25 protein-coding genes, 1 tRNA gene and 3 rRNA genes are annotated in these 26,876 nt (G+C 41.5%); 27 read left to right on the forward strand and 2 right to left on the reverse strand.

The annotated features are described in order from the left end of the window. The first annotated feature begins 3 nt into the window (after positions 1 to 3). The 3 genes from htpX to AC6H4V_RS02790 all read left to right on the forward strand — a co-directional run bounded on the left by htpX (position 4) and on the right by AC6H4V_RS02790 (position 2,203). A complete protein-coding gene (gene htpX, locus AC6H4V_RS02780) occupies positions 4 to 885 on the forward strand; it encodes a protease HtpX (RefSeq protein ID WP_497607378.1) in 882 nt (293 codons plus the stop codon). A gap of 64 nt (positions 886 to 949) precedes the next feature. After that, entirely contained in the window at positions 950 to 1,822 is an 873-nt protein-coding gene (locus tag AC6H4V_RS02785) for a DnaJ C-terminal domain-containing protein (protein ID WP_497607379.1), read from the forward strand. A 3-nt stretch (positions 1,823 to 1,825) separates the two neighbouring features. Beyond that, entirely contained in the window at positions 1,826 to 2,203 is a 378-nt protein-coding gene (locus tag AC6H4V_RS02790; RefSeq protein WP_428730787.1) for a heat shock protein transcriptional repressor HspR, read from the forward strand. Here AC6H4V_RS02790 and murA read toward each other — a convergent pair whose 3' ends face one another. Beyond that, positions 2,204 to 3,475: a UDP-N-acetylglucosamine 1-carboxyvinyltransferase gene (murA, locus tag AC6H4V_RS02795; protein WP_497607380.1), complete on the reverse strand. Its 1,272-nt coding sequence runs from the start codon at positions 3,473 to 3,475 to the stop codon at positions 2,204 to 2,206. It abuts the gene before it with no gap. A gap of 73 nt (positions 3,476 to 3,548) precedes the next feature. Here murA and AC6H4V_RS02800 point away from each other — a divergent pair, with 73 nt between their 5' ends. From AC6H4V_RS02800 to ccoS, 24 genes are all read left to right on the forward strand, one after another. After that, a complete protein-coding gene (locus AC6H4V_RS02800) occupies positions 3,549 to 3,980 on the forward strand; it encodes a hypothetical protein (RefSeq protein ID WP_497607381.1) in 432 nt (143 codons plus the stop codon). A gap of 3 nt (positions 3,981 to 3,983) precedes the next feature. Continuing rightward, a complete protein-coding gene (locus AC6H4V_RS02805) occupies positions 3,984 to 4,703 on the forward strand; it encodes an exonuclease domain-containing protein (RefSeq protein ID WP_497607382.1) in 720 nt (239 codons plus the stop codon). Positions 4,704 to 4,835: 132 nt separating this feature from the next. Next, positions 4,836 to 5,225: a hypothetical protein gene (locus tag AC6H4V_RS02810; protein WP_428730671.1), complete on the forward strand. Its 390-nt coding sequence runs from the start codon at positions 4,836 to 4,838 to the stop codon at positions 5,223 to 5,225. Further along, entirely contained in the window at positions 5,215 to 5,805 is a 591-nt protein-coding gene (gene rsmD / locus AC6H4V_RS02815) for a 16S rRNA (guanine(966)-N(2))-methyltransferase RsmD (protein ID WP_497607383.1), read from the forward strand. The genes AC6H4V_RS02810 and rsmD overlap by 11 nt, the downstream gene beginning before the upstream one ends. A gap of 44 nt (positions 5,806 to 5,849) precedes the next feature. Further along, positions 5,850 to 6,893 (forward strand): flagellar basal body P-ring protein FlgI, encoded by a 1,044-nt coding sequence (locus tag AC6H4V_RS02820; RefSeq protein ID WP_497607384.1) that lies wholly within the window; start codon positions 5,850 to 5,852, stop codon positions 6,891 to 6,893. Further along, entirely contained in the window at positions 6,893 to 7,198 is a 306-nt protein-coding gene (locus tag AC6H4V_RS02825; RefSeq protein ID WP_497607385.1) for a rod-binding protein, read from the forward strand. The genes AC6H4V_RS02820 and AC6H4V_RS02825 overlap by 1 nt, the downstream gene beginning before the upstream one ends. Positions 7,199 to 7,268: 70 nt before the next feature. Beyond that, a complete protein-coding gene (locus tag AC6H4V_RS02830) occupies positions 7,269 to 7,478 on the forward strand; it encodes a flagellar biosynthesis anti-sigma factor FlgM (RefSeq protein ID WP_497607386.1) in 210 nt (69 codons plus the stop codon). Between the two features lie 29 nt (positions 7,479 to 7,507). Continuing rightward, positions 7,508 to 7,936 (forward strand): hypothetical protein, encoded by a 429-nt coding sequence (locus tag AC6H4V_RS02835; protein WP_428730676.1) that lies wholly within the window; start codon positions 7,508 to 7,510, stop codon positions 7,934 to 7,936. Position 7,937: 1 nt separating this feature from the next. Continuing rightward, entirely contained in the window at positions 7,938 to 9,815 is a 1,878-nt protein-coding gene (gene flgK / locus AC6H4V_RS02840) for a flagellar hook-associated protein FlgK (protein WP_497607387.1), read from the forward strand. Between the two features lie 8 nt (positions 9,816 to 9,823). Next, positions 9,824 to 10,621, forward strand: a complete 798-nt coding sequence (locus tag AC6H4V_RS02845; RefSeq protein ID WP_497607388.1) for an ABC transporter permease — start codon at positions 9,824 to 9,826, stop codon at positions 10,619 to 10,621. 44 nt (positions 10,622 to 10,665) lie between these two features. After that, positions 10,666 to 11,235 carry an anthranilate synthase component II gene (locus AC6H4V_RS02850; RefSeq protein WP_497607389.1) on the forward strand — a complete coding sequence of 190 codons (570 nt, stop codon included), beginning with the start codon at positions 10,666 to 10,668 and terminating at the stop codon, positions 11,233 to 11,235. Further along, positions 11,232 to 12,425, forward strand: coding sequence for a glycosyltransferase family protein (locus AC6H4V_RS02855; RefSeq protein WP_497607390.1), 1,194 nt, complete (start codon positions 11,232 to 11,234; stop codon positions 12,423 to 12,425). The genes AC6H4V_RS02850 and AC6H4V_RS02855 overlap by 4 nt, the downstream gene beginning before the upstream one ends. An 87-nt stretch (positions 12,426 to 12,512) precedes the next feature. Next, positions 12,513 to 13,847 carry an ATP citrate lyase citrate-binding domain-containing protein gene (locus tag AC6H4V_RS02860; protein ID WP_497607391.1) on the forward strand — a complete coding sequence of 445 codons (1,335 nt, stop codon included), beginning with the start codon at positions 12,513 to 12,515 and terminating at the stop codon, positions 13,845 to 13,847. Between the two features lie 9 nt (positions 13,848 to 13,856). After that, entirely contained in the window at positions 13,857 to 15,671 is a 1,815-nt protein-coding gene (locus AC6H4V_RS02865) for a citrate/2-methylcitrate synthase (protein WP_428730682.1), read from the forward strand. Positions 15,672 to 15,808: 137 nt separating this feature from the next. Beyond that, complete coding sequence (locus AC6H4V_RS02870; RefSeq protein WP_497607392.1) at positions 15,809 to 16,468, forward strand: pilus assembly FimT family protein; 660 nt, start codon at positions 15,809 to 15,811, stop codon at positions 16,466 to 16,468. Positions 16,469 to 16,819: 351 nt separating this feature from the next. After that, positions 16,820 to 18,340 (forward strand): 16S ribosomal RNA (locus AC6H4V_RS02875). A gap of 163 nt (positions 18,341 to 18,503) precedes the next feature. Further along, positions 18,504 to 18,579 (forward strand) — tRNA-Ala (locus AC6H4V_RS02880). Positions 18,580 to 18,819: 240 nt separating this feature from the next. Continuing rightward, positions 18,820 to 21,709 (forward strand): 23S ribosomal RNA (locus tag AC6H4V_RS02885). A gap of 252 nt (positions 21,710 to 21,961) precedes the next feature. Beyond that, positions 21,962 to 22,077, forward strand: a 5S ribosomal RNA gene (rrf, locus tag AC6H4V_RS02890). Together the 16S, 23S and 5S rRNA genes with 1 tRNA gene alongside form the textbook arrangement of a ribosomal RNA operon. 197 nt (positions 22,078 to 22,274) lie before the next feature. Then, positions 22,275 to 22,865: a D-sedoheptulose 7-phosphate isomerase gene (gene gmhA, locus AC6H4V_RS02895; RefSeq protein WP_497607393.1), complete on the forward strand. Its 591-nt coding sequence runs from the start codon at positions 22,275 to 22,277 to the stop codon at positions 22,863 to 22,865. Between the two features lie 6 nt (positions 22,866 to 22,871). After that, entirely contained in the window at positions 22,872 to 23,378 is a 507-nt protein-coding gene (gene gmhB, locus AC6H4V_RS02900; RefSeq protein WP_497607394.1) for a D-glycero-beta-D-manno-heptose 1,7-bisphosphate 7-phosphatase, read from the forward strand. Positions 23,379 to 23,380: 2 nt separating this feature from the next. Next, positions 23,381 to 23,866, forward strand: coding sequence for an asparaginase domain-containing protein (locus AC6H4V_RS02905; protein ID WP_497607395.1), 486 nt, complete (start codon positions 23,381 to 23,383; stop codon positions 23,864 to 23,866). Then, a complete protein-coding gene (locus AC6H4V_RS02910; RefSeq protein ID WP_497607396.1) occupies positions 23,802 to 26,258 on the forward strand; it encodes a heavy metal translocating P-type ATPase in 2,457 nt (818 codons plus the stop codon). Before AC6H4V_RS02905 ends, AC6H4V_RS02910 begins: the two co-directional genes overlap by 65 nt. Positions 26,259 to 26,261: 3 nt before the next feature. Next, positions 26,262 to 26,477 carry a cbb3-type cytochrome oxidase assembly protein CcoS gene (gene ccoS / locus AC6H4V_RS02915; RefSeq protein ID WP_428731238.1) on the forward strand — a complete coding sequence of 72 codons (216 nt, stop codon included), beginning with the start codon at positions 26,262 to 26,264 and terminating at the stop codon, positions 26,475 to 26,477. 42 nt (positions 26,478 to 26,519) lie between these two features. Here the strand turns inward: ccoS and AC6H4V_RS02920 are convergent, their stop codons facing one another. Continuing rightward, positions 26,520 to 26,804: a c-type cytochrome gene (locus AC6H4V_RS02920; RefSeq protein ID WP_497607397.1), complete on the reverse strand. Its 285-nt coding sequence runs from the start codon at positions 26,802 to 26,804 to the stop codon at positions 26,520 to 26,522. Positions 26,805 to 26,876: the final 72 nt, after the last annotated feature.

Here is a 26,876-nt window from a genome sequence, read left to right on the forward strand (position 1 = left end):
AAAATGTTCAAAAGAGTAGGGCTTTTTTTACTTACAAATATCGCTGTTATGGTAGTTATCGGCGTAATCGTCAATATTTTTGGGCTAAATAAATTTTTGCATTCTAACGGTTTAGATTTAGGGATGCTTTTTGTCTATTCGCTCGTGATTGGTTTTAGCGGTTCGCTTATCTCGCTTTTGATGTCAAAACAGATGGCAAAGATGTCTGTGGGCGCGAGAGTTATAGAAAATCCTACAAACTCTGAGGAATTTTGGCTGGTTGAAACAGTAGCAAGACTTTCGCAAAAAGCTGGTATCAAGATGCCAGAAGTGGCGATTTTTGAGGACATGAGTCCAAACGCTTTTGCGACCGGTGCTTTTAAAAACGATGCTTTGGTTGCGGTGAGCCGTGGGCTTTTGAGAAGCATGACACAAAAAGAGGTCGAAGCGGTTTTAGGACATGAGATAGGGCATGTCGCCAACGGAGACATGGTAACACTCACGCTTTTACAAGGAGTGGTAAATACTTTTGTGGTCTTTTTTGCCCGCATTATCGGTTATGTGGTCGATAGGGTAATACTTAAAAACAGAGGTGAAGGTGCGGGCGTGGGCTACATGATAGCAAGCGTTGCGGCGGAGATAGTTTTAGGTATTTTGGCATCTATGGTGGTTATGGCATTTTCAAGATACAGAGAGTACAGAGCCGATGAAGCAGGGGCAAGTCTCTCAGGTACACAAAATATGATAGCCGCCCTTCAAGCACTGCAACGCTCCAAAGAAGAGCCACACCTACCCGAAGCCATCAAGGCTTTTGGCATTAACGGCAAGGGGTTTGCGGCACTCTTTAGCACGCACCCATCGCTTGAAGATAGGATAGAAAAACTAAAAAATTTCCGTCAGAGTTGATTGACATCCACTCAACTCTTGTGATATAATCTCGCTTAATAGTATATTTTTTGTAGGATTAAACATGAGTAAATCTTTATATGAAACATTAGAGATAGCAGAAAACGCAAGCGAAGCGGAGATTAAAAAAGCGTATAGAAAGTTGGCAAGACAGTATCATCCAGACATCAACAAAGAAAAGGGTGCGGAGGATAAGTTCAAAGAGATTAACGCAGCTTATGAGATACTCAGCGACAAACAGAAAAAAGCGCAGTACGATGCGCATGGCGACAGCATGTTTGGCGGGCAAAATTTCCATGATTTCTCTCGTTCGCACGGTGGTGGTGGAGCAGATTTGGATGAGATTTTACGTAGTATGTTCTCAGGTGGCGGATTTGGCGGTTCATCATTTGGCGGCGGCGGATTTGGCGGTTTTTCACAGCAGAGACAACAGCCAAATCTTGACATAGAGACAAGTGTAACCATCCCCTTTAGCGTTGCCATCTTAGGTGGTTCTCACTCGGTAGCGGTAAACGGTGAACGTTTTGACATCAAGATTCCCGCAGGTGTTAACAGTGGCGAGAAGATGCGTGTCAAAGGTAAAGGGCATGCTCAGGGTGGACGTGCAGGAGACCTTTTTCTAAAGATAAATGTTGCCTCTAACCCAGAATACACCAGAGAAAATGATGACTTGGTAAAGCACTTTGATGTCCCACTTTATGCCGCACTTTTTGGCGATACGGTAACTATCCAAACGCTTGAAAAAGAGATAAAGCTTAAAATCCCGCAAAACACCAAAAATGGACAGAGATTTCGTGTCAAAGAGATGGGAGCGATGAATCGTAAGACAAAAGAGCGTGGCAATCTCTATCTTGAAGCAAATATAGTGTTGCCAAAAGTAGAGAGTTTGGACGAAAAACTAGCACAGCTCATGCAAGAAAAATTACCAAAGGAGTAGGAGATGATGCATCAGTATGATGAACCGGTTTACCTCATAAGTATCGTTGCAAAGATTTTAGATATCCATCCGCAAACACTTAGGCAGTATGAGAGAGAAAATCTTCTCACCCCTTCAAGATCAAGCGGCAAGATAAGACTCTACTCTCAAAGAGACATCGATAGAATCAAGCTTATTTTGCGCCTTACGCGTGAGCTTGGTGTAAACTTGGCAGGGGTAGATATTATCTTGCGTCTAAAAGAGAGTGTCGATACCATAGAAAAAGATATGCTTGAGCTAAGACAAGAGCTCTTAAGAGCAAAAAACTCTCAAACCGTCTCTCATGATAAAGCCTTAGTGACGAAAAAAAGTATCTATGAGATGATTATTTTTCAACAATAATCACTCTTTTAAACGGACGATGTCTGCCCCTACATTTTGTAGTTTTTTCTCCAGTGAGTCATACCCGCGGTCAAGGTGGTAGATACGGTGTACGGATGTTACACCGTCCGCTACAAGACCTGCTAAGACAAGTGCGCTTGATGCACGCAAATCCGTTGCCATAACGTCTGTTCCGCTTAATTTTGATTTGCCGTTGACGGTGGCGATATTTCCGTTGAGAGAGATATCTGCACCCATTCTTTGAAGCTCACTTACATGCATAAAACGGTTTTCAAAAAGTCTTTCTTCTATGATAGAAGTACCGTCTGCTTGTGTTGCAAGGGCTAAAAACTGTGCTTGCATGTCGGTTGGAAATGCGGGGTACTCCTGCGTGACTATTTTGACATGTTTTATGACTTCTGATGGGTGGATGGTGATGGAGTTCTCCGTGATGGTAAACTTGCTTCCCATCTCTTCAAGTTTGGAGAGTACTGCACCCAAATGTTTTGCGTTCGCATTTTTAAGAGTAAGTTCTGACCTTGTGATAGCACCCGCACAAAGGTATGTGCCAGCTTCGATGCGGTCTGGGATAACGCTAAATGGCTCTATCTCCAAAAGTGTACCACCTGTTCCATGGATGGTTAAAATAGCTGTTGCAATGCCTTCGATTTTTACGCCGCTTGCATTAAGAACTTCACAAAGCTGTACAACCTCCGGCTCTCTTGCGGCGTTTGTGATGGTTGTGACTCCCTTTGCAAGGGCTGCAGCCATGACTATATTGGCTGTTCCCGTAACAGTTATTTTATCAAAGATGATATTGCACCCATGAAGCCCCTCTGGTGCGGTAGCGTGGATATAACCGGCTTCTATGTTGATAACTGCTCCCATCTGCTCTAGCGCTTTGAGATGTAAGTCAACCGGTCGCTGTCCTATGGCACATCCCCCCGGTAAAGAGACTTCGCAATGCCCAAATCTCGCTAAAATTGGACCAAGTACAAGGATAGAAGCACGCATGGTTCTAACGATATCGTAGGTTGCTTTTGTTTGTGTGAGAGTTGAAGTATCTATGGTTGTACTTGCTTCTTCCCCCCACTCTGAGACACACTCTGCTCCTAGATTTGAGAGAAGTTTCAAGAGGGTTTTGATATCTGCAACATGCGGTAAATTTTTTACAACAACTCTGTTTTTAGCAAGTATAGCCATCGCGATAAGCGGAAGAGCGGCATTTTTTGCACCTGAAATTTTTATCTCTCCATCTAGGGGGAGGCTTTTTTTGATTTGTAAATAATCCATAATTGTCTTTTGTAGTGAAATGCGCAATTATACTCTGTTTTGGTATAATCCCTCAAGAAATAAAGAGGAAGATATGATGAGTTCAGCTTTAGATAGATTGAAAAATTTGACCAATAAAATCTCTAGTTACGAGCGTGCTAGAAAAGACAATTTAATTATCTTGCAAAACCTTTACAACGAGCTTGGTATCCATCAAAAAGTGGAAGATTTTGGTGAGCTTTTCAACTTTAAAGCCATAAACCTCTCTGGCGCATCACTTCAAAGCGAGAGTTTGGGCGAGATAAAAAAGGGAAAATACCTTCAAATACTCGCCATCGGCTATGACAAAGAGGCGGTTGTTAAGAGCAAAAATGTCTCTTTGGGTTATTTTGGCAAAGCTGAGAATGTTGATGTTACGCTTAAAAACAAGATAGTAGAGTTTATCATCCGTTTTCGTTTTGAGAAGAGTTTCATGACACTTGAACATTATCATGTAATGTTAGAATCTTTTCAAAGCAGTGAGTGATATTTGCTAATATTTTTGGATGTAGAGACAACAGGCTTGGAGAACAGCGATAAAATCTGCTCTATCGGCCTTATCGGTGTTGGCGAAAATGAGCTTTTTTCGGTGTATGAACTTCTAAATGAGGGCAAAAAGATTCCCCCAAAAGCCTCAAGCGTTAACCACGTTACCAACGAGATGCTTCAAGGCAAACCGCCCCTTAAAGAGAGCGTGGCATGGAAATTTTTGCAAGAGAACAACCATGAAGGTACTACACTTATAGCGCACAACGTCAACTTTGATATCAAAATGCTTCTTGCAAGTGGGTTTGTCTGGATGGGCAAGACCATCGACACGCTGAGAGTAACCAAACATCTCATCCCAGAGTGCGACTACTTTTCATTGCAGTTTTTGCGCTACGAACTAAAGCTTTATAAAGAGGAGAAAAAAGAGGCGTTGCGCTACGCTCAGCTTCAAAATGAGTGCGCTATTCTCCCGCACAATGCACTCAGTGACGCATTGCTTACAAAACTTCTTTATGAGTACCTTTTGGAGATAAAAGAGCATGATGCACTTGTAAAACTTACCAAAAAAAATGTGCTTATCCAAAAACTTGATTTTGGAAAATATAGCGGCAGTTACATCGAAGAGATAGCGATGTGCGATAGAGGCTATCTGGAGTGGGTACTCTCAAACATAGCGGATTTGGATGAAGATTTACGCTATAGCATAGAGAAGTCTTTGTAGAAACTTCTTGCAAAATTTTAAAAAATAGCGAACGATTCTGCAGTACAGCGAATCCTTAGTGAGCGTTTTTGAAAATTTTGCGAGAAGTTTAATGTTATACTTCCGCGTAAATAAAATCTGTAAGGGGTCTTTTTGAGAGTAGCTGTTGAGTGCAAATCACCGCTTTTGCAAAAATCACTGGAAGTTTTTTTGCAGAAGCATCTTAGCTCTTTAAAAAATTGCGATATCGTGATTCGGGATGTAAAAATGCCAAGCGATGAGAGAAATTTTTATATCTCAAGCGCAAAAGATGCAGATTTGATGAAACCTTTTTCAAAAGCGCAACTGATTTTGGCGTTAGAGAAGCGTTATGGAGGGCTTCATGGGGCGCATGAAATCTCCGCGGCAAAGTTACATCTGGCGTATGAAGAGGATGATGAGGAAAATCTGGACTTTAGTATTTTGCAAAGACGCATAGAGGCGTTGACAAAAGAGTATCAAGAAAATATTTTAAGAGCAGTGCGAGCGTTTTATGAAAAGTAGCCCAATAACCAAAAAGATAGTAGCGGGAAGATTTAAAAACAAGGTTTTAAAACTCCCCTCAAAAACAACTACAAGAAGCTCCAAAGCTATCGTTTTAGAGTCTTTTTTCAACACTGTTCAGTTTGATATTATCGATGCGACTTTTGTAGAACTTTTTTCTGGAAGTGGTTCGGTTGGGCTTGAAGCGCTTAGTCGTGGCGCTAAAAAAATCATTTTTATGGAACAAGATGGCGAGGCTCTTAAGGTTCTCAAAGCAAACATCGCACAAACAGACCCGTCCATGTGTGAAGTCTATAGTGGCAATACTTTTGCAAATATCACTTCTGTTGTTAAAATGCTTCAAAGAAAAGGTGAAGATGCCTACTTTTACATCGACCCGCCTTTTAGCATACGTGAGGGGATGGAAGATATCTATGACAAAACCATCGCACTTATCGCTTCCCTTCCAAAAGAATGCGTCAAACTCATCATCATAGAGCACATGAGTACGCTTGAGTTACCGCAAAATATCGGCATCTACACTATGAAAAAAACAAAAAAATTTGGAAATACCTCACTTACTTATTTTATAAGCGAGTGAATTGGAATAGTAGTTGCTTTTAATGTCCTAATTAAGGATTTATGATGCGAACGATTATTCTCTTTTTACTCACTATTGCAACGCTTTTTGGCGCAAAGATAAACGATGTTGCCAACATTGTAGGCGTGAGAGACAACCACCTTATCGGTTACTCTTTGGTTGTCGGTCTTGAAAAAACAGGTGATGGCACGACTTCAAAATTCACCCTCCAGTCCATAGCAAACATGTTAAAAGCGATGAATATCGACATGAAGCCCATAGATATCAAGTCAAAAAACGTTGCGGCAGTTGTCGTTACGGCGGAACTTGCCCCTTTTGCAAGACAGGGTGACAAGCTTAACATAACCGTCTCTTCCATAGGCGACGCAAAATCCCTCGAGGGTGGAACACTTTTAATGACACCGCTTAAAGGGGTGGATGGAAAGATTTATGCACTTGCGCAAGGTGCACTGAGTATCGGTGGGCGAAATGTCAAGGGTGCCGACAAATCTCACGCTACAACGGGTGTTATTTATGACGGTGCTTTGGTGGAGAGAGAAATTCCTATAGATTTGTATAACCAAGAGTATGTAACGCTCTCACTAAAAGAGGCAAATTTTAAAAATAGCGTATCCATTCAAAAAACGCTCAATAGCTTCTACAGTACAGAGGTTGCTGTAGCGATGGACTCAAGAACAGTGAAACTTAAAAAACCGCAAAACAAGACGATGATTGAGTTCTTGGCGGAGGTTCAAGGGCTGGATATGGAGTATGATGTTCAGGATAAGATAGTTATCAATGAGCGCACGGGAACGATTATTTCGGGAGTCGATATCTCCATCAAACCAATTATTATGACCCATGGTGATATTACCATCAAGATAACAGAACAAGAGAGCGTCGCTAAACCCGCAGGTTCGATGGTTGTAGATAACAATATGATTATAGGTTTAAATGAAAACGAGCTCTACACAAAGACGGGAACAACAACAGTGGCAAATCTGGTGCGCTCCTTGCAAAAACTCGGAGCAACGCCAAAAGACATCATCTCTATCTTAGAAGCGATGAAGAGTGCGGGAAGCATCTCTGCTGAATTGAAGCTAATCTGATGCAAAGTAGTAACTCTTTAAACCTACAATCTGCACTCATAGCACAAGGGCAGCAGATTCCAAAGATAGATACAAAAGTAGAAGATGCAAAGTTGCGTGAGCAGACTGATGCTTTTGAGTCCATTATCATCAAAATGCTTATGGACAGTGCGATGGAAGATGAGAAAAATATCTTCTCAGATGCAAACGACCCAGGGGATAAAATCTACAAGTCGATGTACCGAGATGAGCTTTCAAAAGCGAGTGCGGGCAGCTTTGGGTTTTCTCAGATGCTTTATGACTTTTTAAGTCAAAAACGTTCTTAATTTTTTCTCTTTTATGCCGATATGGTTTCATAAGAATTATCGTGACAAACGAAAGAAAAAAGGATAGAAGATGATTTCACAGTTAAATGGTGCAAACATACGTACCGCGTACGCAAATAGCTTTGGTGAAAGTAAAGAAGTAACACAAAAGGGAGCGCTTAGTGTTTCAAAGCAGGGTGATTTGAGCAAAGTCGAGCAAATCAAAGAGGCTTTGGCATTGGGCGAATACAAGATAAATCTACAAGCTCTTTCAGAGAAGATGGCGCAAGAGTTACTGTAGGTTTTTAGACCAAACAAAAGGATTAGATTATGCTTTCATATCATTTGCAAAGTGCTCTTAGCGATTTAAGAGACCTCATTACAATTACAGAATCTGACATAGAGGATATAAAAGTAGCAAATCATAATCCGCAGTTTGATAGACTCAAACTCAAAGAGGAGAAGCTCAAGAGTTTTGAAGCCAAAAAGGCGATGATTGATCATGAGATAGCTTCACTTATTGCTGCAAATCCAAAAACGGAGTTGCCGCAACTTTTAAATGAAGAGCAACACGCTTCTTTGGGTGAACTCAAAACAGAACTCCAAAACCTTCGTGATGCAAACAAACGTTATGCAAAGCTCGTCTTGGCAGTGAGCAATCTTTACAATACTTTTTTAGAGCGGGTCATGCCTACTGAGATGCAGGGTTATAACAAAGTCGCTTCCAAAGAAGCAACTTTTTTAAAAGTGAGAGTCTAAAATGGGTGCTTCAATCTTTAATGCACTTAGCATTGGTTACAGCGGTTTAAGTGCGGCTCAAGCGGGGGTAAACACAACAAGTCATAACATTACAAATGCCGAGAGTGAGGGCTACACACGACAAAGAGTGATGCAAGCTGCCGCAACACCTCTTCATTTGGCACCTGGCAATGTTGGCAACGGAACGCAAGTAACTGATATCGCAAGAATTTTTGATAATTTTGTTTATGATAGATACACAGGCATAGCTTCGGACAAGGAGTATTCTGATTTTACAAAAACAACGCTTGAAACACTCTCTACTTACTTTCCAGAGATTGATGGAGTGGGGATTAAAGCTGATTTGCAAGAGTACTACAACATGTGGCAGACATTTGCAGATAACCCTGACAATGACGCCATAAAATTGGCACTTGCAAAGCAGACAGAAGCACTCTCAAATGGTATCCTAGAAACACAAAACAAGATTATAGACCTTCAGTCAACCCTAAACGAACAGCTAAAAGTCAATGTCGATGAGGTAAATGTTCTTGCAAAACAGCTAGCAGATATCAACATCTCCATAGAGATTTCAGAAGCGACTGGTGCTTACACGGCAAATGATTTGAGAGACAAAAGAAATCTTATTGAGCTTGATTTGGCAAAGCTCATCGGCGCTGATTCTATCAACGGACAGATTGAGTCTAACATCGGAGTAAGCAGCTCTTCAAACGAAAACAGCGGAAGCTATACGCTTAATGTCAATGGTTTTAACATAGTCGATGGTGGTACGTACCACCCAATCCACATCTCAAGTGCCCAAAATCCAAATGGGTTTTATGAACTCTCCTACGAGAGACAAGACGGCGTTTTGATTCCTATGGGAGAGAAGATAGAGGGCGGGCGCATCGGTGCTATCCTTGATTTGAGAGGGGATAAAATCCAGAGCGACTCTTCTGGCATTCCATCCAATGGAACCCTTCAAAAAGTTGTCGATGAGATGAATGCATTTGCAACAGCACTCATAGAGTCAACAAATAACCTCTACGCCTCAAATGCAACAACAAGAATGAGCTCTAACGCCCTTGATATAAGTGAAACACAGGCTCTTTTGGATACTTCACTCAACATCAAGCAAGGCTCTTTTGATATCGTTATCTACGATATAGATGGAAACATAAGTGCGAGAAAAAGCATCAATATAGACAACCTTACAAGTATGACAGGCACAAACTCCATAGAGGGGCAGATAGCAGCGCAAAGTGATGACAATGCAGATGGCAACGCAAACAACGATGTTGATGATTTTATCCAGTTTCATTGGGCAACAAATGCCAGTGGAGAGAACTCTTTAGAGTTTGTTATGGATGGGGCTTCTGCAGCAAAGGGATATACATTTGCCATAGAGGACAACCTGCAAACATCAGGATTTGATTCAGGTTCAAACTTTGCGGGAGCGCTTGGTCTTAGCAGATTTTTTGATGGTAACAATGCTTCAAACATAAATCTCAATCATGAACTTAGAGAAAATCCGACAAATATAACAGCAGGAAAATCTCCAGTTTCAGGTGACAACACCTCGGCACTCAACATGGTACAACAGCAGTTTGAAGAGTACGCGTTTGACGTGGCGGGACTCTCGTACAAATCGACACTCTACGGTATGTTTGATGTTGTTGCAACGGAAGTGGGCGTAAGAACAAACGAGGCGATTTTAAACAACGAAACCATTACAGCACAGTTTAACGCTACAGAGCTTGAGTACTCTTCGGTTTCTAAAGTCAGCATCGATGAGGAACTTACAAACCTTATCAAGTACCAAACATCTTATGGAGCCGCGTCTAAAATCATCACAACCATTGATCAGATGATGCAAACACTTCTTGGAATCAAGCAGTAGCGCAAAAGATGCCAAAATTTAGTATCTTTGTTCTTTTTTTTATCGTTATTTTCTCTTTTTTTGGCTCTTTTGTTTATGGTGTTGATGCTTACGCACTAAGAGCTGATGCTATTTTGGTTGCACCATCTTTGGAACACCCCCTTGGCACAGATAGACTTGGCAGAGATATACTCGCAAGGCTGATAGAGGGTGGCAAAGTCTCTCTTATTATAGGTGTCGGAAGTGCTTTTATCGCCTCTATGATAGGGCTTCTACTCGGCTCTATGGCAGGCTATTTTCGCGGTGTTATCGATAAGGGTTTTGTTGTTTTGGTTGATTTGTTTTTGACCTTTCCCACTTTTTTTCTTCTTTTAGCACTTGTAAGCTATGTCAATGCCTCCTCATGGGTTCTCATAGTCATTATTTCTATCACGGGCTGGATGACAACGGCAAGACTTATTCGCTCTGAGAGTTTTCAAATCACCTCTAAGCCATACATCAAAATCCTCAATATCGCAAAAGTGAACAAGTTGAAGATTCTTTTTAAGTATTACGCCCCGCTTTTGGCTCCCATCTATTTTGTAAGCTTTACTTTTGGAGTAGGCGGTGCGATTTTGGCAGAGTCTGGACTTAGCTTTTTGGGGCTTGGCATCGTTGCACCGCAGATGAGCTGGGGGACAATTTTAAGTAGTGGGAAAGATGTTGTAGAGATTGCATGGTGGGTAAGTTTTTTCCCAGGACTTATGATTTTTTTGGTTACTTTTGCTCTCATAAACATATCCAACTATCTGCAAGGTTTAACGAACCAAAAACAGATACAGAGTTGAAATAGAGTATAATCCCATTATGAATTTATGAGGAAAAATAAACCATGATTTTAATGATAGACAACTATGACAGTTTTACCTACAACATCGTTCAGTACTGCAGAGAGCTTGGGGCAGACCTTAAAATCATCAGAAATGATGAGTTGAGTGTAGAAGAGATAGAAGCACTCCATCCAGAAAAAATCATCATCTCCCCAGGTCCAGCAACGCCAGATGATGCAGGCGTGACGCTTCAAGTTATTGAGTATTTTAAAGATAAACTCCCTATTTTAGGCATTTGCTTGGGACATCAAAGCATCGCTCAAGCTTTTGGCGCAAAAGTGGTTCGTGCAAAACATATGATGCATGGCAAAACTTCCGTAATGCACCGTACAGGTGCGTGCAGGATTTTTGATGACATACCAGAAGAGTTTGTAGCGACAAGATATCACTCGCTTATTGTGGAGAAAGATTCGCTTCCTCAAAGCATAGAACCAACAGCATACAGCACAGATGATAACGAAATCATGGCACTTAAAGTCAAAGACAGAGAGATATATGGCGTTCAATTTCACCCAGAATCCATTATGAGCCAGTACGGGCATGAAATGATAGGCAACTTTTTAAAGATATGAGTACCCCTTTTGTTTTGTCTCTTCTTTTAGTGATAGACGCACTGCTTTTGAGTTTTCAAATCAGTGAGCTCTCTATCTCCTACGATGAAACAACGCTTTTAAATGGCGCTTTATCTCCCTTACAGCTTCTCATCAAAGCCTCTTTTTTGATTTTTGGACAAAACGATTTTGCTCTTCGCTTCCCGATGATTTTTATGCACATATTGAGTGCGCTTTTACTCTACAACATCTCCAAAGAGTACCTCAAAATAGAGCGAAACAGACTCTGGCTGCTTCTTGTTTTTATCCTTTTGCCAGGGGTTATGAGTTCCGCCATTGTTGTCAACAAAGCAGGCTTTATCCTCTTTGGGCTTCTTCTTTTTGTCTATCTCTACAAACGCTTTTCACCACGCATTTACTATCCGATTTTGATTTTTTATATGCTCATTGAGGGCAATTTTGTCTATCTTTTTATGGCGCTCTCTCTCTTTGGACTCTACACAAAAAACAGAAATTTATTTTTACTCAATGTCATACTTACAGCACTCTCGCTTTTGCTTTACGGCATAGATATGCATGGCTCGCCAAAAGGCTATTTTCTCGACTCTTTAGGGCTTTACGCAGCGATTTTTACACCTATAGTCTTTGTCTATCTTTTTTATGTTCTCTACAGAAGATATCTCACAAAAGATTTAGATATATTGTGGTTTATTGCAACTACAGCCCTTTTGTTATCGCTTCTTTTATCCTTTAGACAAAAGATAGCCATAGAGTATTTTGCACCTTATGTTATCCTCTCACTCCCGCTTGTCGCACAGACATTTGAGCACTCCTATAGAGTACGCCTCAACCAGTTTAGAAAAACGTACAAGCTTATCTTCGCTCTCTCTTTAGCCTTTCTTGCACTCAACAGCTCCGTCGTCTTTTTAAACAAGTATCTCTACCTTGTACTAAAACAACCCAAAAAACACTTTACATACAAGATGCATGTTGCAAAAGAGCTCGCAGCAGAGCTTAAGGGCAGAGGAATTGGGTGTGTGAACACAAACAAAAAAATGGGACAAAGACTAGAGTTTTACGGTGTCACTAAATGCAACAATTATATCCTTCAAGAAAACTATCTCAATACTTCAGATGTGAACAATGTAACCATAAGTTACAAAAATAGAATCGTTTATTCTGCTAATGTTACAAATATAAACATAAATTGAATCTACAAAGCAGTTCACTCCCCTAAATGGTATCAGATTTGAAAACATGTGATACTATTTTGGAAATATTAAAAACAGGGAGTTGCAATGGCTCAAAAGGCGATTAGAGAATTTGACGCAAAGTCAATTTTGGCTAAGCATTGGGATAAATATTTTCCGAACTTTACATACGCATATGAAACGGTAATGGTTCAAAATGGATCAGAGCTTAAAAAAGCTACAAAAGAGAAGACATGGCTAGGTGAAAAGACGTTGGTTGCAAAACCAGACATGCTTTTTGGCAAAAGAGGTAAGAATGGTTTAGTTCTCTTTAGAGATAAAAAACCAGGAGATGTATCTTTAGCAAAAGCGGCATCATGGATTGATGAAAAATCAAGCGAAAAGCAGTCTGTTTACTTCTCTTTTGAAGGTGACACTCCGCATGGCGAAGCAAAAGTTGACATGCTTACACACTTCATCGTTGAGCCATTTACTCCACACTCTCAAGAAGAGGAGTATTACATCTCTGCTACATGCGTAGGGGACAACGATGTTCTTTACATGTCGGCTGAGGGCGGTATGGAAGTTGAAGAGAACTGGGATAAAGTTATCGAGGTTGCATTTCCTATCACTGCTACAGAAGAAGAGATAGCAACTGGCATTAGAGCAAGCATTCCAAAAGATGTAGCTGAAAAAGATAAAGAGGCGTTTGCAGATTTTGCAATCGGTTTTTTCAAGGCGTACAGAGAGCTTAACTTTGCCTATTTAGAGATTAACCCGTTTGTTATGCAAGGTAGCAAAATAGAGCTTTTAGATATGGTTGCAAAACTTGACGACACTGCAGGATTTATGATGAGAGAGCAGTGGGGAGATGTTGAGTACCCTACATCATTTGGTATGGAAGAGAAATCTCCTGAAGTTTTAGCTATCGAAGATGCAGATAGCAAGTCAGGCGCTTCACTTAAACTTACTATCCTAAAACCAGAAGCGAGAATCTGGACGATGGTAGCAGGTGGTGGTGCATCGGTTGTTTATGCCGATACTATTGCAGATTTAGCAGGTATCGAAGACCTTGCAAACTATGGTGAGTACAGCGGTGGACCAACAACAAGCGAGACAAAGTTTTATGCTGAGACTATCTTAGACCTTATGACAAGAAGCAAAGACGCAAAAGGCAGAGATAAAGTTCTTATCATTGGTGGCGCGATTGCAAACTTTACAGATGTTGCAAAAACATTTACAGGTATCATCCAAGCGTTCGAGAACTATGCAGACAAGATGAAAGCAGTCGGTATTAAGATTTATGTAAGACGTGGCGGACCAAACTATGAAAAAGGTCTCAAAGATATCAAAGAAGCGGCGGATAGACTAGGGCTTTATATTGAAGTTTACGGACCTGAAACGCATGTTACCGATATCGTGCGTATGGCATTAACAAAGTAAGGATTAGAGATGGCGCAATTATACACAAGAGACACACAAGCTATTTTTTGGAACAACAACGCAAGTGCTATTCAAAGAATGCTAGACTATGACTACACGATTAAAAGAACAAAACCTTCAGTTGCGGCAATCGTTGCACCTACAAGCGGTTCTAAGTTTGAGAAGTTTTTCTATGGTCCTGATGAGGTTATGATTCCTCTTTACAGAAACACAGCAGAAGCAAAAGCAGCACAGCCGCAAGCTGATGTTCTTTTGAACTTTGCATCTTTTAGAACTGCGTATGATGTAACTATGGAAGCGCTAGAACTTGGCGGTTTTTCTTCTATCATGGTAACGGCTGAAGGTATTCCTGAGAGACTAGCACGCAAGATGAACGCAACTGCTAAAGCTAAGAATGTTATCGTTATCGGACCGGCAACAGTTGGCGGTATCGCTCCGGGTGCATTCAAGATTGCAAATATCGGCGGAACTATTGAAAATATCGTTCAGTCAAAGCTCCACCGTGCAGGTTCATGCGGACTTGTCACTCGCTCAGGTGGTCTATTTAATGAGCTATCAAACATCATCGCTATCAATGCTGATGGTATCGCAGAGGGTGTAGCAATCGGCGGAGACAGATTTGTAGGTTCGGTTTTCATAGATAACCTTCTTAGAATGGAAGCAAACCCTGAAGTTAAGTATATGCTTCTTTTGGGTGAAGTTGGCGGAACAGAAGAGTACAAAGTTATCGAAGCGGTAAAAAATGGACAGATTAAAAAGCCAATCATTGCATGGTGCATCGGTACTATCGCTAAGTATTACGACAGCGGCGTGCAGTTTGGTCACGCAGGAGCATCTGCAAACGGTGACATGGAGACGGCTGAAGCAAAAAACAAGGCGATGAAAGAGGTAGGTATTCGTGTACCTGCATCATTTAACGACCTTCCTGAGATTATCAGTGCAGTTTATCATGAGCTTCATGCAAAAGGCATCATCAAAGATATCGCTGAGCCGGATATGAATGTTTGTCCAAAAGTAAGAAGAAGCAAGCAGTTTATCTGTACGATTTCTGATGACAGAGGAGACGAAGCACACTATTGCGGTTACCCAATCAGCTCAGTTGCAACACCGGACACTGGATTTACTATCGGTGATGTTATGAGTATCCTTTGGTTCAAAAAACGCTACCCAAGATGGGCAGTTGACTTTTTAGAGACAGTTCTTAAAACAGTTGCAGACCACGGTCCAGCGGTTTCAGGCGCACACAACGCAAAAGTAACGGCAAGAGCAGGCAAAGATGTTATCAGCTCACTTATCTCTGGACTTTTAACAATCGGACCAAGATTTGGCGGTGCAATTGACGATGCGGCAAAATACTTTAAGTATGCAAACGATAACAATCTTACGCCAAATGATTTCCTAAATCATATGAAAAAAGAGGGGATTCCAATTCCAGGTATCGGACACAGAATCAAGTCTTTAAAAAATCCAGACTTGCGTGTTGAGGGTCTAAAGAAATTTGCAGCAGCAAACTTCCCATCAACTCCACTTCTTGATTATGCACTAACAGTTGAACAGCTAACAACATCTAAAAAAGAGAACTTGATTCTCAATGTTGACGGTACTATCGGTATCTTGATGGTTGATATGTGGAGAGCACTCGGATATACTGATGAAGAAATTGATGTATTTATCAACGCAGGCGCACTAAACGCATTCTTTATCTTAGGAAGAAGCATCGGCTTTATCGGTCACATCCTAGATGAAAAACGCCTCGGAATGCCTATGTACAGACATCCGATGGATGATATCTTATACGATGTAAAAAAAGCAGAAAACCTCTAGTTTTCTCCTAAATTTCAGAGAGATTGTTTCTCTCTGAACCCCCTCAAACACTTCTTTTTACAGTTGCCGCATAAATATTTCATTATTTTCAAATCTTTTTGTTATACTTAGAACAAATGTATCGTATTGGATTAAAAATGAAAAAAGCATTTACAATGATTGAGCTTATTTTTGTTATCGTCGTTATAGGCATACTAGCAGCAGTAATCATGCCAAGAACCGGCTCCAATAAACTCCACGAAGCAGCCACGCAAGTCCTTTCACATATACGCTACACACAACATCTGGCGATGGTGGATGATAAGTTTGACCCTAATGATACAAACTATAATTTAAATGGCTGTGCTATTTTACACCCAGGTGAGTGGTATCTATCTTTTTGGCGCATTAGATTTTTCAACTTATTAACTGAATGGCAGTATGTAGTTTTTTCTGATAAAAATAGATGTAATAATATAGATGTAACTGGAGTTATTGAGCCAGCCCTAGATCCTTTAACAAAAAAAATGCTATATGATACTGGAGATGACAAAGGACTTGAAAGTGTGAATTTAACAAAAACATACGGAATTACAAATATAGTATCAACATGTGACAGTGGGGCATTAGACACATTTTTCGATTATTTAGGACGACCATATTTTCATTCTGTTGGAATAGGGGCAAATCCTCCATATTCTAATTTACTTCAAAACGATTGTAATATTACTCTGACAAGTTCTGAAGGAACGGTTGCAATTAAAATTCACCCAGAAACAGGCTACGCATGTATATTAAATGGAAATGTTTGTCAGTAGTATAAAATCATTCATTTTTTTATCTCCTTTTAAGAATCCTTTCCCTATAATTCCCATCCACAAACACAGAGACCTAAAGTTTAGGTTTTAAGAGGCTTTGTAACGAAGTTTCAGGTAGTTTGAGATCATTGAAAACTAAGCAAGTAGATAGACTTTAATAACTAGAAATAGTTATCTTAGTCAGAATAAGTTTACTTATAAAAACTAAATAACAACAACCGTCTATTCTATTTATACCCAACTGGGTATCTATAGCAATAGATACTTTACAAGTCTTTCTATATGTAACAGTATAGAGAGCAAACAAAGCCAATGAATTTTAATTCTTGGGCAAAGATTAAACTAACCTCAATTATGGAGAGTTTGATCCTGGCTCAGAGTGAACGCTGGCGGCGTGCTTAACACATGCAAGTCGAACGGTAACAGGAAATAGCTTGCTATTTTGCTGACGAGTGGCGCACGGGTGAGTAAACTATAGTTAATGTACCCCAAAGACTGGGATAGCCACTGGAAACGGTGATTAATACTAGATACACCTTCTTATCATAAGGTAAGAAGGGAAATGTCTTTTCGCTTTGGGATCAGACTATATCCTATCAGCTAGTTGGTGAGGTAATGGCTCACCAAGGCAATGACGGGTAGCGGTTCTGAGAGGATGATCCGCCACACTGGTACTGAGACACGGACCAGACTCCTACGGGAGGCAGCAGTGAGGAATATTGCACAATGGGGGGAACCCTGATGCAGCAACGCCGCGTGGAGGATGACGCATTTCGGTGTGTAAACTCCTTTTATATGTCAAGAAAATGACGGTAGCATATGAATAAGCACCGGCTAACTCCGTGCCAGCAGCCGCGGTAATACGGAGGGTGCAAGCGTTACTCGGAATCACTGGGCGTAAAGGACGCGTAGGCTGTTTAGCAAGTCAGATGTGAAATCCAATGGCTCAACCATTGAACTGCATTTGAAACTGCTAGACTAGAGTATGGGAGGGGGAGATGGAATTAGTGGTGTAGGGGTAAAATCCGTAGATATCACTAGGAATACCTAAAGCGAAGGCGATCTCCTGGAACATTACTGACGCTAAGGCGTGAAAGCGTGGGGAGCAAACAGGATTAGATACCCTGGTAGTCCACGCCCTAAACGATGAACACTAGTCGTCGCGATGCTTGTCATTGCGGTGATGCACTTAACAGATTAAGTGTTCCGCCTGGGGAGTACGGTCGCAAGATTAAAACTCAAAGGAATAGACGGGGACCCGCACAAGTGGTGGAGCATGTGGTTTAATTCGAAGATACGCGAAAAACCTTACCTAGCCTTGACATTGATAGAATACTGTAGAGATACGGTAGTGCCCTTCGGGGAGCTTGAAAACAGGTGCTGCACGGCTGTCGTCAGCTCGTGTCGTGAGATGTTGGGTTAAGTCCCGCAACGAGCGCAACCCTCGTCCTTAGTTGCCAGCAGTTCGGCTGGGCACTCTAGGGAGACTGCCTTCGCAAGGAGGAGGAAGGTGAGGACGACGTCAAGTCATCATGGCCCTTATGGCTAGGGCTACACACGTGCTACAATGGGGCGTACAGAGTGTTGCAATACCGCGAGGTGGAGCCAATCACTTAAAGCGTCTCTCAGTTCGGATTGTTCTCTGCAACTCGAGAACATGAAGCTGGAATCACTAGTAATCGTAGATCAGCATTGCTACGGTGAATACGTTCCCGGGTCTTGTACTCACCGCCCGTCACACCATGGGAGTTGATTTCACCCGAAATTGGGAAGCTAACCTTCGGGGGGCTACCACTTACGGTGGAATTAGCGACTGGGGTGAAGTCGTAACAAGGTAACCGTAGGAGAACCTGCGGTTGGATCACCTCCTTTCTAGAGTAAAGTCAATCATTCGTTTGAATTGACATACAAAGAAAATCTCACAAGGCTTAAAAGCCAGTACACGCGAGGCACTAAATGCCGAGTCGTACAAGAGAAAAATAGTTATTTTAGTCTTTTACTTGCTTAGTACTCAGTGATCTGGGTTATAAAAAATGGGGAATTAGCTCAGCTGGGAGAGCGCCTGCCTTGCACGCAGGAGGTCAGCGGTTCGATCCCGCTATTCTCCACCATTTTTTAGCAAAGTTTAATTCAAGTTCTTAAAAAAAAGAGTTTGAATTAGACTTTAAGTCTAATGTTCATTAAATTATCATTGTTAAAGTCAACATATAGTTATAAAGAGATAACTAGAGGTTAAAAAGAGAAATCTTATATACTTGCTAGAATCAAATTATAAATATATCAACTAAATAACTACAATTATTTACAAATACTGCTTTACATTAAGTAAGGTAGTGAACGCAAATTAGAATAAAAAAGATATTAAGGGCCATAGGTGGATGCCTTGGCTAGTAGAGGCGATGAAAGACGTACTAGGCTGCGATAAGCCTCGGGGAGCTGCCAAGAAGCTTTGATCCGGGGATTTCTGAATGGGGCAACCCAGTATGGTGAGAATCATACTACTCCTACGGGAGAGCGAACTTGGGGAAGTGAAACATCTCAGTACCCAAAGGAAAAGAAATCAAACGAGATTCCCAAAGTAGCGGCGAGCGAAATGGGATTAGGGCACTTAGTGATACTATATTTGTTAGCCGAACACTTTGGAAAGAGTGAACACAGAGGGTGATATTCCCGTAAGCGAAAACATTTATAGAGTACTAGACTAAGGAAAGAGTAGGTCGGGACACGTGTTATCTTGACTGAATATGGGGGGACCACCCTCCAACCCTAAATACTACTACTAGACCGATAGCGAACAAGTACCGTGAGGGAAAGGTGAAAAGAACTGCGGTGAGCAGAGTGAAATAGAACCTGAAACCTATGGCTTACAATCATTCGGAGCACTATTATTTATAAGTGTGACGGACTGCCTTTTGCATAATGAGCCTGCGAGTTGTGGTGTCTGGCAAGGTTAATCGAACGAGAAGCCGTAGCGAAAGCGAGTCTTAATAGGGCGACATAGTCAGATGCTGCAGACCCGAAACTGAGTGATCTATCCATGAGCAGGTTGAAGCTGGTGTAAGAGCCAGTGGAGGACCGAACCCGCTGACGTTGAAAAGTCTTGGGATGACTTGTGGATAGGGGTGAAAGGCCAATCAAACTCAGTGATAGCTGGTTCTCTCCGAAATATATTTAGGTATAGCCTCGAGCAGTAGCATGAAGGGGTAGAGCACTGACAGGGCTAGGGCTGCTTACCGCGGTACCAAACCCTATCAAACTCCGAATACTTCATGTGTAACCTCGGGAGTCAGGCGGTGGGTGATAAAATCAATCGTCAAAAGGGGAACAACCCAGACTAGCAGCTAAGGTCCCAAAGTCTTGTCTAAGTGGAAAAGGATGTGGAGTTGCTGTGACAACCAGGAGGTTGGCTTAGAAGCAGCCATCTTTTAAAGAAAGCGTAACAGCTCACTGGTCTAGCGATTCTGCGCCGAAAATATAACGGGGCTAAGACAAGCACCGAAGCTCTAGATTCACATTTATGTGAGTGGTAGGAGAGCGTTCCAGTCAGCGTAGAAGCCATACCGGCAAGGAGTGGTGGAGCGGCTGGAAGTGAGCATGCAGGCATGAGTAGCGATAAAAGGGATGAGAATTCCCTTCGCCGTAAACCCAAGGTTTCCTACGCGATGCTCGTCATCGTAGGGTTAGTCGGGACCTAAGTCGAGTCCGAGAGGGGTAGACGATGGCAAATTGGTTAATATTCCAATACCGACTGTTGTTCGCTTGAGTGATGGGGGGACGCATAGAGTTAATTGAGCTCACTGATGGAATAGTGGGTCGAAGGACGTAGGTTGTTAAGCAGGCAAATCCGCTTAACATTAGACCGAGATCTTACAGGCAGAGCAATCTCTTCGGAGAGCGCTTTGAATCAATGATACTGTCGTGCCGAGAAAAGCCTCTAAACGAGAACAACGGTCGCCCGTACCGTAAACCGACACAGGTGGGTGAGATGAGTATTCTAAGGCGCGTGGATGAACCCTGGTTAAGGAACTCTGCAAACTAGCACCGTATCTTCGGTATAAGGTGTGCCCTATTTGTGAGTGGACTTGCTCCATAAAGCATTGACGGGTCGCAGCAAAGTGTCCCTCCCGACTGTTTACCAAAAACACAGCACTCTGCTAACTCGTAAGAGGATGTATAGGGTGTGACGCCTGCCCGGTGCTTGAATGTTAAATGGATTACTTAGCTCTGCGAAGGTTTGAAATGAAGCACAAGTAAACGGCGGCCGTAACTATAACGGTCCTAAGGTAGCGAAATTCCTTGTCGGTTAAATACCGACCTGCATGAATGGCGTAACGAGATGGGAGCTGTCTCAACCAGGGATCCAGTGAAATTGTAGTGGAGGTGAAAATTCCTCCTACCCGCGGAAAGACGGAAAGACCCCGTGCACCTTTACTATAGCTTGACATTGCTATTGGGATATTCATGTGCAGGATAGGTGGGAGCCATTGATTCTATGACGCCAGTTGTAGATGAGGCATCCTTGAGATACCACCCTTGAATATTCTGATAGCTAACTCGCAAGTGTGAACCACTTGGAGGACAATGTCTGGTGGGTAGTTTGACTGGGGCGGTCGCCTCCTAAAAAGTAACGGAGGCTTACAAAGGTTCGTTCAGATGGGTTGGAAATCCATCGTAGAGTATAATGGCATAAACGAGCCTGACTGTAAGAGATACAACTCAAACAGAGTCGAAAGACGGTCATAGTGATCCGGTGGTTCTGTGTGGAAGGGCCATCGCTCAAAGGATAAAAGGTACGCCGGGGATAACAGGCTGATCTCCCCCAAGAGCTCACATCGACGGGGAGGTTTGGCACCTCGATGTCGGCTCATCGCATCCTGGGGCTGGAGCAGGTCCCAAGGGTATGGCTGTTCGCCATTTAAAGCGGTACGCGAGCTGGGTTCAGAACGTCGTGAGACAGTTCGGTCCCTATCTTCCGTGGGCGTAGGAGAGTTGAGGAGAGCTGACCCTAGTACGAGAGGACCGGGTTGGACATGCCACTGGTGCACCAGTTGTTCTGCCAAGAGCATCGCTGGGTAGCTACGCATGGATGAGATAACCGCTGAAAGCATCTAAGCGGGAAGCCAACTCCAAGATGAACTCTCCCTGAAGTACGCTTGAAGACTACAAGCTTGATAGGCTGGATGTGTACGCAGAGTAATCTGTTTAGCTGACCAGTACTAATAGTACGTTCGTCTTTTTTTACAGTTCTTTTAATAGAACAAATTCGTTCACTACCTTACTTAGTGTATAGGTATCTTGTAGTAATAGTTATTTAGTAATTGATGTTGACTTTAACAATGGAAATCTTCTCTAATCTTTACAGATTATATATGAGTATATAGGTTAACAAGAAGGACGGTTTAGCGTCCGTGAGCTCTCTGCTGAAGAGAACTTAGCGTTAGCGTAGCTTAAGGAATTACTTCCTTAAGCGTTATATCTTTATATATGGTCTGTCTAGGTGGCTATAGAGAGAGGGAAACGCCTGGCTCCATTCCGAACCCAGAAGCTAAGCCTCTCATCGCTGATAATACTGATCCTTACAGGGTTGGGAACGTAGGTCGCTGCCTAGTTGATCATTTTTACTCTTACTTCTTACAAATTAACTTCAAATTAAATCTTATTTTTTTTTACTCCATAATTTACTTTACTTTTTATTCATTAAATGAACTAATCAAATCAACATCCTTCATGCTTGTAATAGAGACTTTATTTACTAGGATGAAGATATTAATATGCTATTATTCTGTATATTTTATGAGGACAAAAGATGAAAAACTATATTAAAAATCAGATAAAAAAATCATACGAAACAAAACAAGCAATTTATAACAATGATATTTTATTGGAAAAAATAGTAGAAGTAGCACAGGCGTGTGTTGCCATCTATAAAAACAGTACAAACAAAACAATTTTAGCAGGAAATGGCGGGAGTGCAGCGGATGCACAACATATTGCGGCTGAGTTAGTTGGGAGATACGGCTTTGACAGACCTTCATTGCCATCCTTGTCACTGACTACTGATACTTCAAATTTGACTGCTATTGGTAATGATTATGGGTATGATAAGGTTTTTTCTCGTCAGTTAGAGGGCATGGGGCAGAGGGGAGATTTGTTTGTCGGTATTTCAACATCTGGTAACTCTAAAAATATCATCAATGCTTTTGAAGTTGCAAAGGAAAAAGGGATAACGACTGTTGCACTTGTCGGACGTGACGGTGGTGCGATGGCAAAGATGGCTGATATGGCGATTGTTGTTCCCTCAGAATCTACTCCTAGAATTCAAGAGTCACATATCCTTATTGGGCATATAATTTGTGATATTATAGAAAAAGAGATTTTTGCAGAGGGTGTGAACTAGCATTTTATGAAAAAGGCTCTTTTCTTAGACCGTGATGGCGTGGTAAATGTTGAGATAAACTATCTTTATAAAGTGGAAGATTTTAAGTTTATAGAGGGGATTTTTAAGCTTTGCAAAAAGTACCAGAGTCAAGGATATCTTCTTTTTGTGGTAACTAACCAATCGGGAATTGCGAGAGGTTATTATACACAAGAGGCATTTGATATTTTGTCATCATGGATGGTTGAAGAGTTTGCAAAACATGGTGTTAAGATACAAAAAGTCTATTTTTGTCCGCATCATCCTGAGATATCTGGAGTGTGTAGTTGTAGAAAGCCCGAGGCTGGGATGTTACTACAAGCGCAAAAAGAGTTTGATGTTGACCTGAAAAATTCCATCCTAGTCGGTGATAAAGAGAGCGATATCGAAGCAGCACTCTCTGCAGGGCTAAAAGAGAGTTATCTTTTTGATGAACATCATATACATACTAAATCAAAAGCGACAAAAATAGTTTCTAAACTAGAGGAGATATAAAAATGTTGATACTTAACAGTGGCGGTACTTTCAATAAAAAATATAACCCTTTAAATGGAGAACTTGAGATTCCATACAGTAATGAAGCGATAAAAGAGATACTTAAGAGTTCTGATGCAAAGTTTGATCTTGCGGGAGTAATATACAAAGATAGTTTAGATATGACGCTTGATGATAGAAAAATGCTTGCACGCATTATCGCAGAATCAACGGATGATACTTTTGTGATAGTTCATGGAACAGATACGATGCACTTAAGTGCCGAATTTTTAGCAGAGATATTTGAAAATAGAAAAATCATTTTTGTAGGTGCTATGCGTCCCTTTGAGATAGATAGCGTGGAAGCGAGTTTTAACTTGGGTATGGCGATAGGATTTGCAAAAGGTGTTGAGGAGTATGGCGTTTATATCTGTATGAGTGGTTATGTGGCACCATGGAACAAAATCCAAAAAAACACAAAATTCGGAAAGTTTGAAGTTGTCCTCTAAGATAGCGTGTTCCCACTGCCATTTGGAGTTTGAACCATCTGTTATGATACAAGAGGGTGAACGTTACTTTTGCTGTAATGGTTGTCAAGGAGTTTTTCATCTGCTTGAAGACGAGGGGCTGGGTAGCTTTTATGAAAAAAGTAAAAATACCCCTCTTTCTCCACCTATACAAGCTCTTCAAGACTCCGCTACTTTTGATTCTCAATCTTTTTATGACAGATATGTCAAAGTCAATAGTGATGGTTTTTGTGAAGTTTCACTTGTTATTGAGGGGATTCACTGCTCTGCATGTGTTTGGCTCAATGAAAAAGTTTTGCATAAAATGGATGGCGTGATAGAGGCAAATATCAACTTCACAAACAATAAAGCGACAATACTTTGGGCTGATGATGTTGTTAAACTCTCAAAAATTATAGATACCATTCGCTCTATCGGTTATGACGCATTTGCTTATGATGCTCTTGCACAAGAGTCGCATGCAAATAAGGAGAGAAAAGAGTATTACCTCAAGATGGCAGTTGCTATTTTTGCCTCCATGAACATTATGTGGATTGCGGTGGCGCAATATGCAGGATACTTTAGTGGGATAACGCAAGATGTCAAGACCATCCTCAACATAGCAGAGGGCATACTTGCAACACCTGTGCTTTTTTATAGCGGTTGGGTCTTTTTTAGGGGTGCATACTACGGGCTTAAAACAAAAGTGGTCAATATGGATTTGCTTGTGGCAACGGGGGCTACTTTAGCCTACTTCTATTCTCTTTATATTACCATTAGCCAAAACGGAGAAGCCTATTTTGACTCTGTAAGCATGATAATAACCTTTGTATTAATTGGAAAGTTTTTAGAGGTTTTAAGTAAGAAAAAGGCGGCCGATACGCTTGATAAGATAACAAGCGCAATACCGAGTGAAATAAAAATAGTCAAAGAAGAGAAGATAATCGCTATCAAACTTGATGATGTGCAGGTTGGGGATGTGGTTGTTGTCTCAAGCGGAGAGAGGGTTTTGCTCGATGGCGAGATTACTAAAGGAAGTGGTTCTTTTGATGAGTCAAGCTTAACAGGAGAGAGTGACCCCATCCATAAAAGTATCGGGATGAGCGTAATCAGCGGTAGTGTGAGCATTGATGCGGATGTGCATTTTAAAGTGCTTAAAGATTTTAGGCATTCAACGCTCTCAAATATCGTCAAGCTTTTAGAGAGTGCTATCAACAAAAAACCAAAGATTCAGCAGATGGCAAACAGACTCTCAGAACACTTTTCCTTAGTAATTTTGACGCTTTCACTTTTGACATTTTTTGGGTGGTGGTTGTGGCCTCATAGTTTTGAGACCTCTTTGATGGTGGCTATCTCTGTAATTATTATCGCTTGTCCATGTGCGCTTGCTCTTGCGACACCGGTTGCAACTTTGGTGGGGCTTGGGCTGGGTGCATCAAAAGGCATCCTCTTTAAGGAGGCGGCTGGGCTTGAGACGATGGCAAAAACAAATGTTCTTGTTTTGGATAAGACGGGAACAATTACGGCAGGAAAGCCAGAAGTTGTCAAAGAACATATTTTTGAACCATTTGACAAGACTTTGCTTTACTCTTTTGTAGCATCCTCAAACCACCCTATAGCTAAAGGGGTGGCAAGATTTATCAAACAAGAGAATGAAAATCTTCATGAATGCACTTTTGATCTCTTTGCGCAAATCCCTTCGCAGGGCATGATGGCAGAACTCGGAGATATAAGGCTGCTTGGAGGAAATAAAAAGCTTTTGGAGACAAATGGTATCGTTATGGGTTTTTCAAGCGATGCGACGCTCTTCTGCTTTGCCATAAACCAAAAAGTTGTCGCTGTTTATGAGCTGGAAGATAGAGTAAAAGAGGGTGTTTTAGAACTGGTTGTTGCTATGAAAAAGATGCACATTGATGTCGTTATGCTCACAGGAGACAATGAGAGTGCGGCGAGAAAAGTGGCTTTGAATGTTGGTATAGAGAGAGTTTTGTATGAGCAGACACCTCAAAGTAAAGCAGAGTTTATCAACAAGCTTCATGACGAAGCAAAAAACGTTGTCATGGTAGGAGATGGGGTAAATGATATATTAGCACTTGCATCTGCGGACATAGGTATCGCAATGGGCGGCGGGAGCGATATAGCTGTTGAAGTTGGGGATGTGGTGCTCTTAAATAACTCTATAAAATCACTTGAAGAGGCATTTAAGATAAGCACTACTACGTTTGGCTTGATAAAACAAAACCTCTTTATCTCTCTTGTTTATAATGCGCTCACCATTCCCTTAGCTATGGCTGGGTATGTTATACCGCTTGTTGCGGCTATCTCTATGTCGGCGAGTTCACTTTTGGTGGTTGGCAACTCTATGCGTATCCAAAACCAGTGGAAAAAGGGGTAAAGTATGGATAATTGGGTCATAGCTATGATGCTTGGTGCATCCCTGTTTTTGGGGGCGATTGCGCTTTTTGCTTTTTTGTGGGCAGTGAAAAATGGGCAGTTTGATGATGAAGAGAAGTTTTTAAATGCCGCAAAATTTGATGGCGAAGAGGAACTCAATGATGCTTTAAAACAAGAGCAGAAGAAAAAAAATTTGAAGGAAAATTATAGACCAGAATAGAGAGGAAAAAAGCCATCCCCGAGGGGGCGTGGCTTAGGTAGATTACTTACCGATAGTTTGAGCGAATGCGTCTAACTCTGCTTCAGAGTATTTTGCAACTTGACCAGCCATAAGACCTTTCATTGGTCCGCCGTATGTACCAGCTTTGTAACCTTTAAGTGCAGCAGCGATATCAGCGTGAGTCATCTCAGCAACGTTTTTAGACTTTCCAAGAGCAGCTTTGCTCCAGTCAGCACCATGACAACCAGTACAAGCTCCAGCGTTTACAGCAGCCATTAAAGCAGTTGATGCAGTTAATGCAACGATTGATAATACGATTTTTTTCATTTTTAACCCTTTTTTATGAATTTCGGGCAAATTATAGTGATTTTACTCTTAAATAGATGTTAATGGTTTATT

The organism is Sulfurimonas lacustris (assembly GCF_059705355.1).

Excerpts from the sequence above, each read along its gene's own strand:
- htpX (WP_497607378.1), top strand. The coding sequence starts at position 4 with ATGTTCAAAAGAGTAGGGCTTTTTTTACTTACAAATATCGCTGTTATG.
- AC6H4V_RS02865 (WP_428730682.1), top strand. The coding sequence starts at position 13,857 with ATGGCGCAATTATACACAAGAGACACACAAGCTATTTTTTGGAACAAC.
- AC6H4V_RS02905 (WP_497607395.1), top strand. The coding sequence starts at position 23,381 with ATGTTGATACTTAACAGTGGCGGTACTTTCAATAAAAAATATAACCCT.
- AC6H4V_RS02870 (WP_497607392.1), top strand. The coding sequence starts at position 15,809 with ATGAAAAAAGCATTTACAATGATTGAGCTTATTTTTGTTATCGTCGTT.
- AC6H4V_RS02920 (WP_497607397.1), bottom strand. The coding sequence starts at position 26,804 with ATGAAAAAAATCGTATTATCAATCGTTGCATTAACTGCATCAACTGCT.
- AC6H4V_RS02830 (WP_497607386.1), top strand. The coding sequence starts at position 7,269 with ATGATTTCACAGTTAAATGGTGCAAACATACGTACCGCGTACGCAAAT.
- AC6H4V_RS02850 (WP_497607389.1), top strand. The coding sequence starts at position 10,666 with ATGATTTTAATGATAGACAACTATGACAGTTTTACCTACAACATCGTT.
- flgK (WP_497607387.1), top strand. The coding sequence starts at position 7,938 with ATGGGTGCTTCAATCTTTAATGCACTTAGCATTGGTTACAGCGGTTTA.
- gmhA (WP_497607393.1), top strand. The coding sequence starts at position 22,275 with ATGAAAAACTATATTAAAAATCAGATAAAAAAATCATACGAAACAAAA.
- AC6H4V_RS02825 (WP_497607385.1), top strand. The coding sequence starts at position 6,893 with ATGCAAAGTAGTAACTCTTTAAACCTACAATCTGCACTCATAGCACAA.
- AC6H4V_RS02835 (WP_428730676.1), top strand. The coding sequence starts at position 7,508 with ATGCTTTCATATCATTTGCAAAGTGCTCTTAGCGATTTAAGAGACCTC.
- murA (WP_497607380.1), bottom strand. The coding sequence starts at position 3,475 with ATGGATTATTTACAAATCAAAAAAAGCCTCCCCCTAGATGGAGAGATA.
- AC6H4V_RS02820 (WP_497607384.1), top strand. The coding sequence starts at position 5,850 with ATGCGAACGATTATTCTCTTTTTACTCACTATTGCAACGCTTTTTGGC.
- AC6H4V_RS02785 (WP_497607379.1), top strand. The coding sequence starts at position 950 with ATGAGTAAATCTTTATATGAAACATTAGAGATAGCAGAAAACGCAAGC.
- AC6H4V_RS02855 (WP_497607390.1), top strand. The coding sequence starts at position 11,232 with ATGAGTACCCCTTTTGTTTTGTCTCTTCTTTTAGTGATAGACGCACTG.
- ccoS (WP_428731238.1), top strand. The coding sequence starts at position 26,262 with ATGGATAATTGGGTCATAGCTATGATGCTTGGTGCATCCCTGTTTTTG.
- gmhB (WP_497607394.1), top strand. The coding sequence starts at position 22,872 with ATGAAAAAGGCTCTTTTCTTAGACCGTGATGGCGTGGTAAATGTTGAG.
- AC6H4V_RS02910 (WP_497607396.1), top strand. The coding sequence starts at position 23,802 with ATGTGGCACCATGGAACAAAATCCAAAAAAACACAAAATTCGGAAAGT.
- AC6H4V_RS02860 (WP_497607391.1), top strand. The coding sequence starts at position 12,513 with ATGGCTCAAAAGGCGATTAGAGAATTTGACGCAAAGTCAATTTTGGCT.
- rsmD (WP_497607383.1), top strand. The coding sequence starts at position 5,215 with ATGAAAAGTAGCCCAATAACCAAAAAGATAGTAGCGGGAAGATTTAAA.
- AC6H4V_RS02845 (WP_497607388.1), top strand. The coding sequence starts at position 9,824 with ATGCCAAAATTTAGTATCTTTGTTCTTTTTTTTATCGTTATTTTCTCT.
- AC6H4V_RS02790 (WP_428730787.1), top strand. The coding sequence starts at position 1,826 with ATGATGCATCAGTATGATGAACCGGTTTACCTCATAAGTATCGTTGCA.
- AC6H4V_RS02800 (WP_497607381.1), top strand. The coding sequence starts at position 3,549 with ATGATGAGTTCAGCTTTAGATAGATTGAAAAATTTGACCAATAAAATC.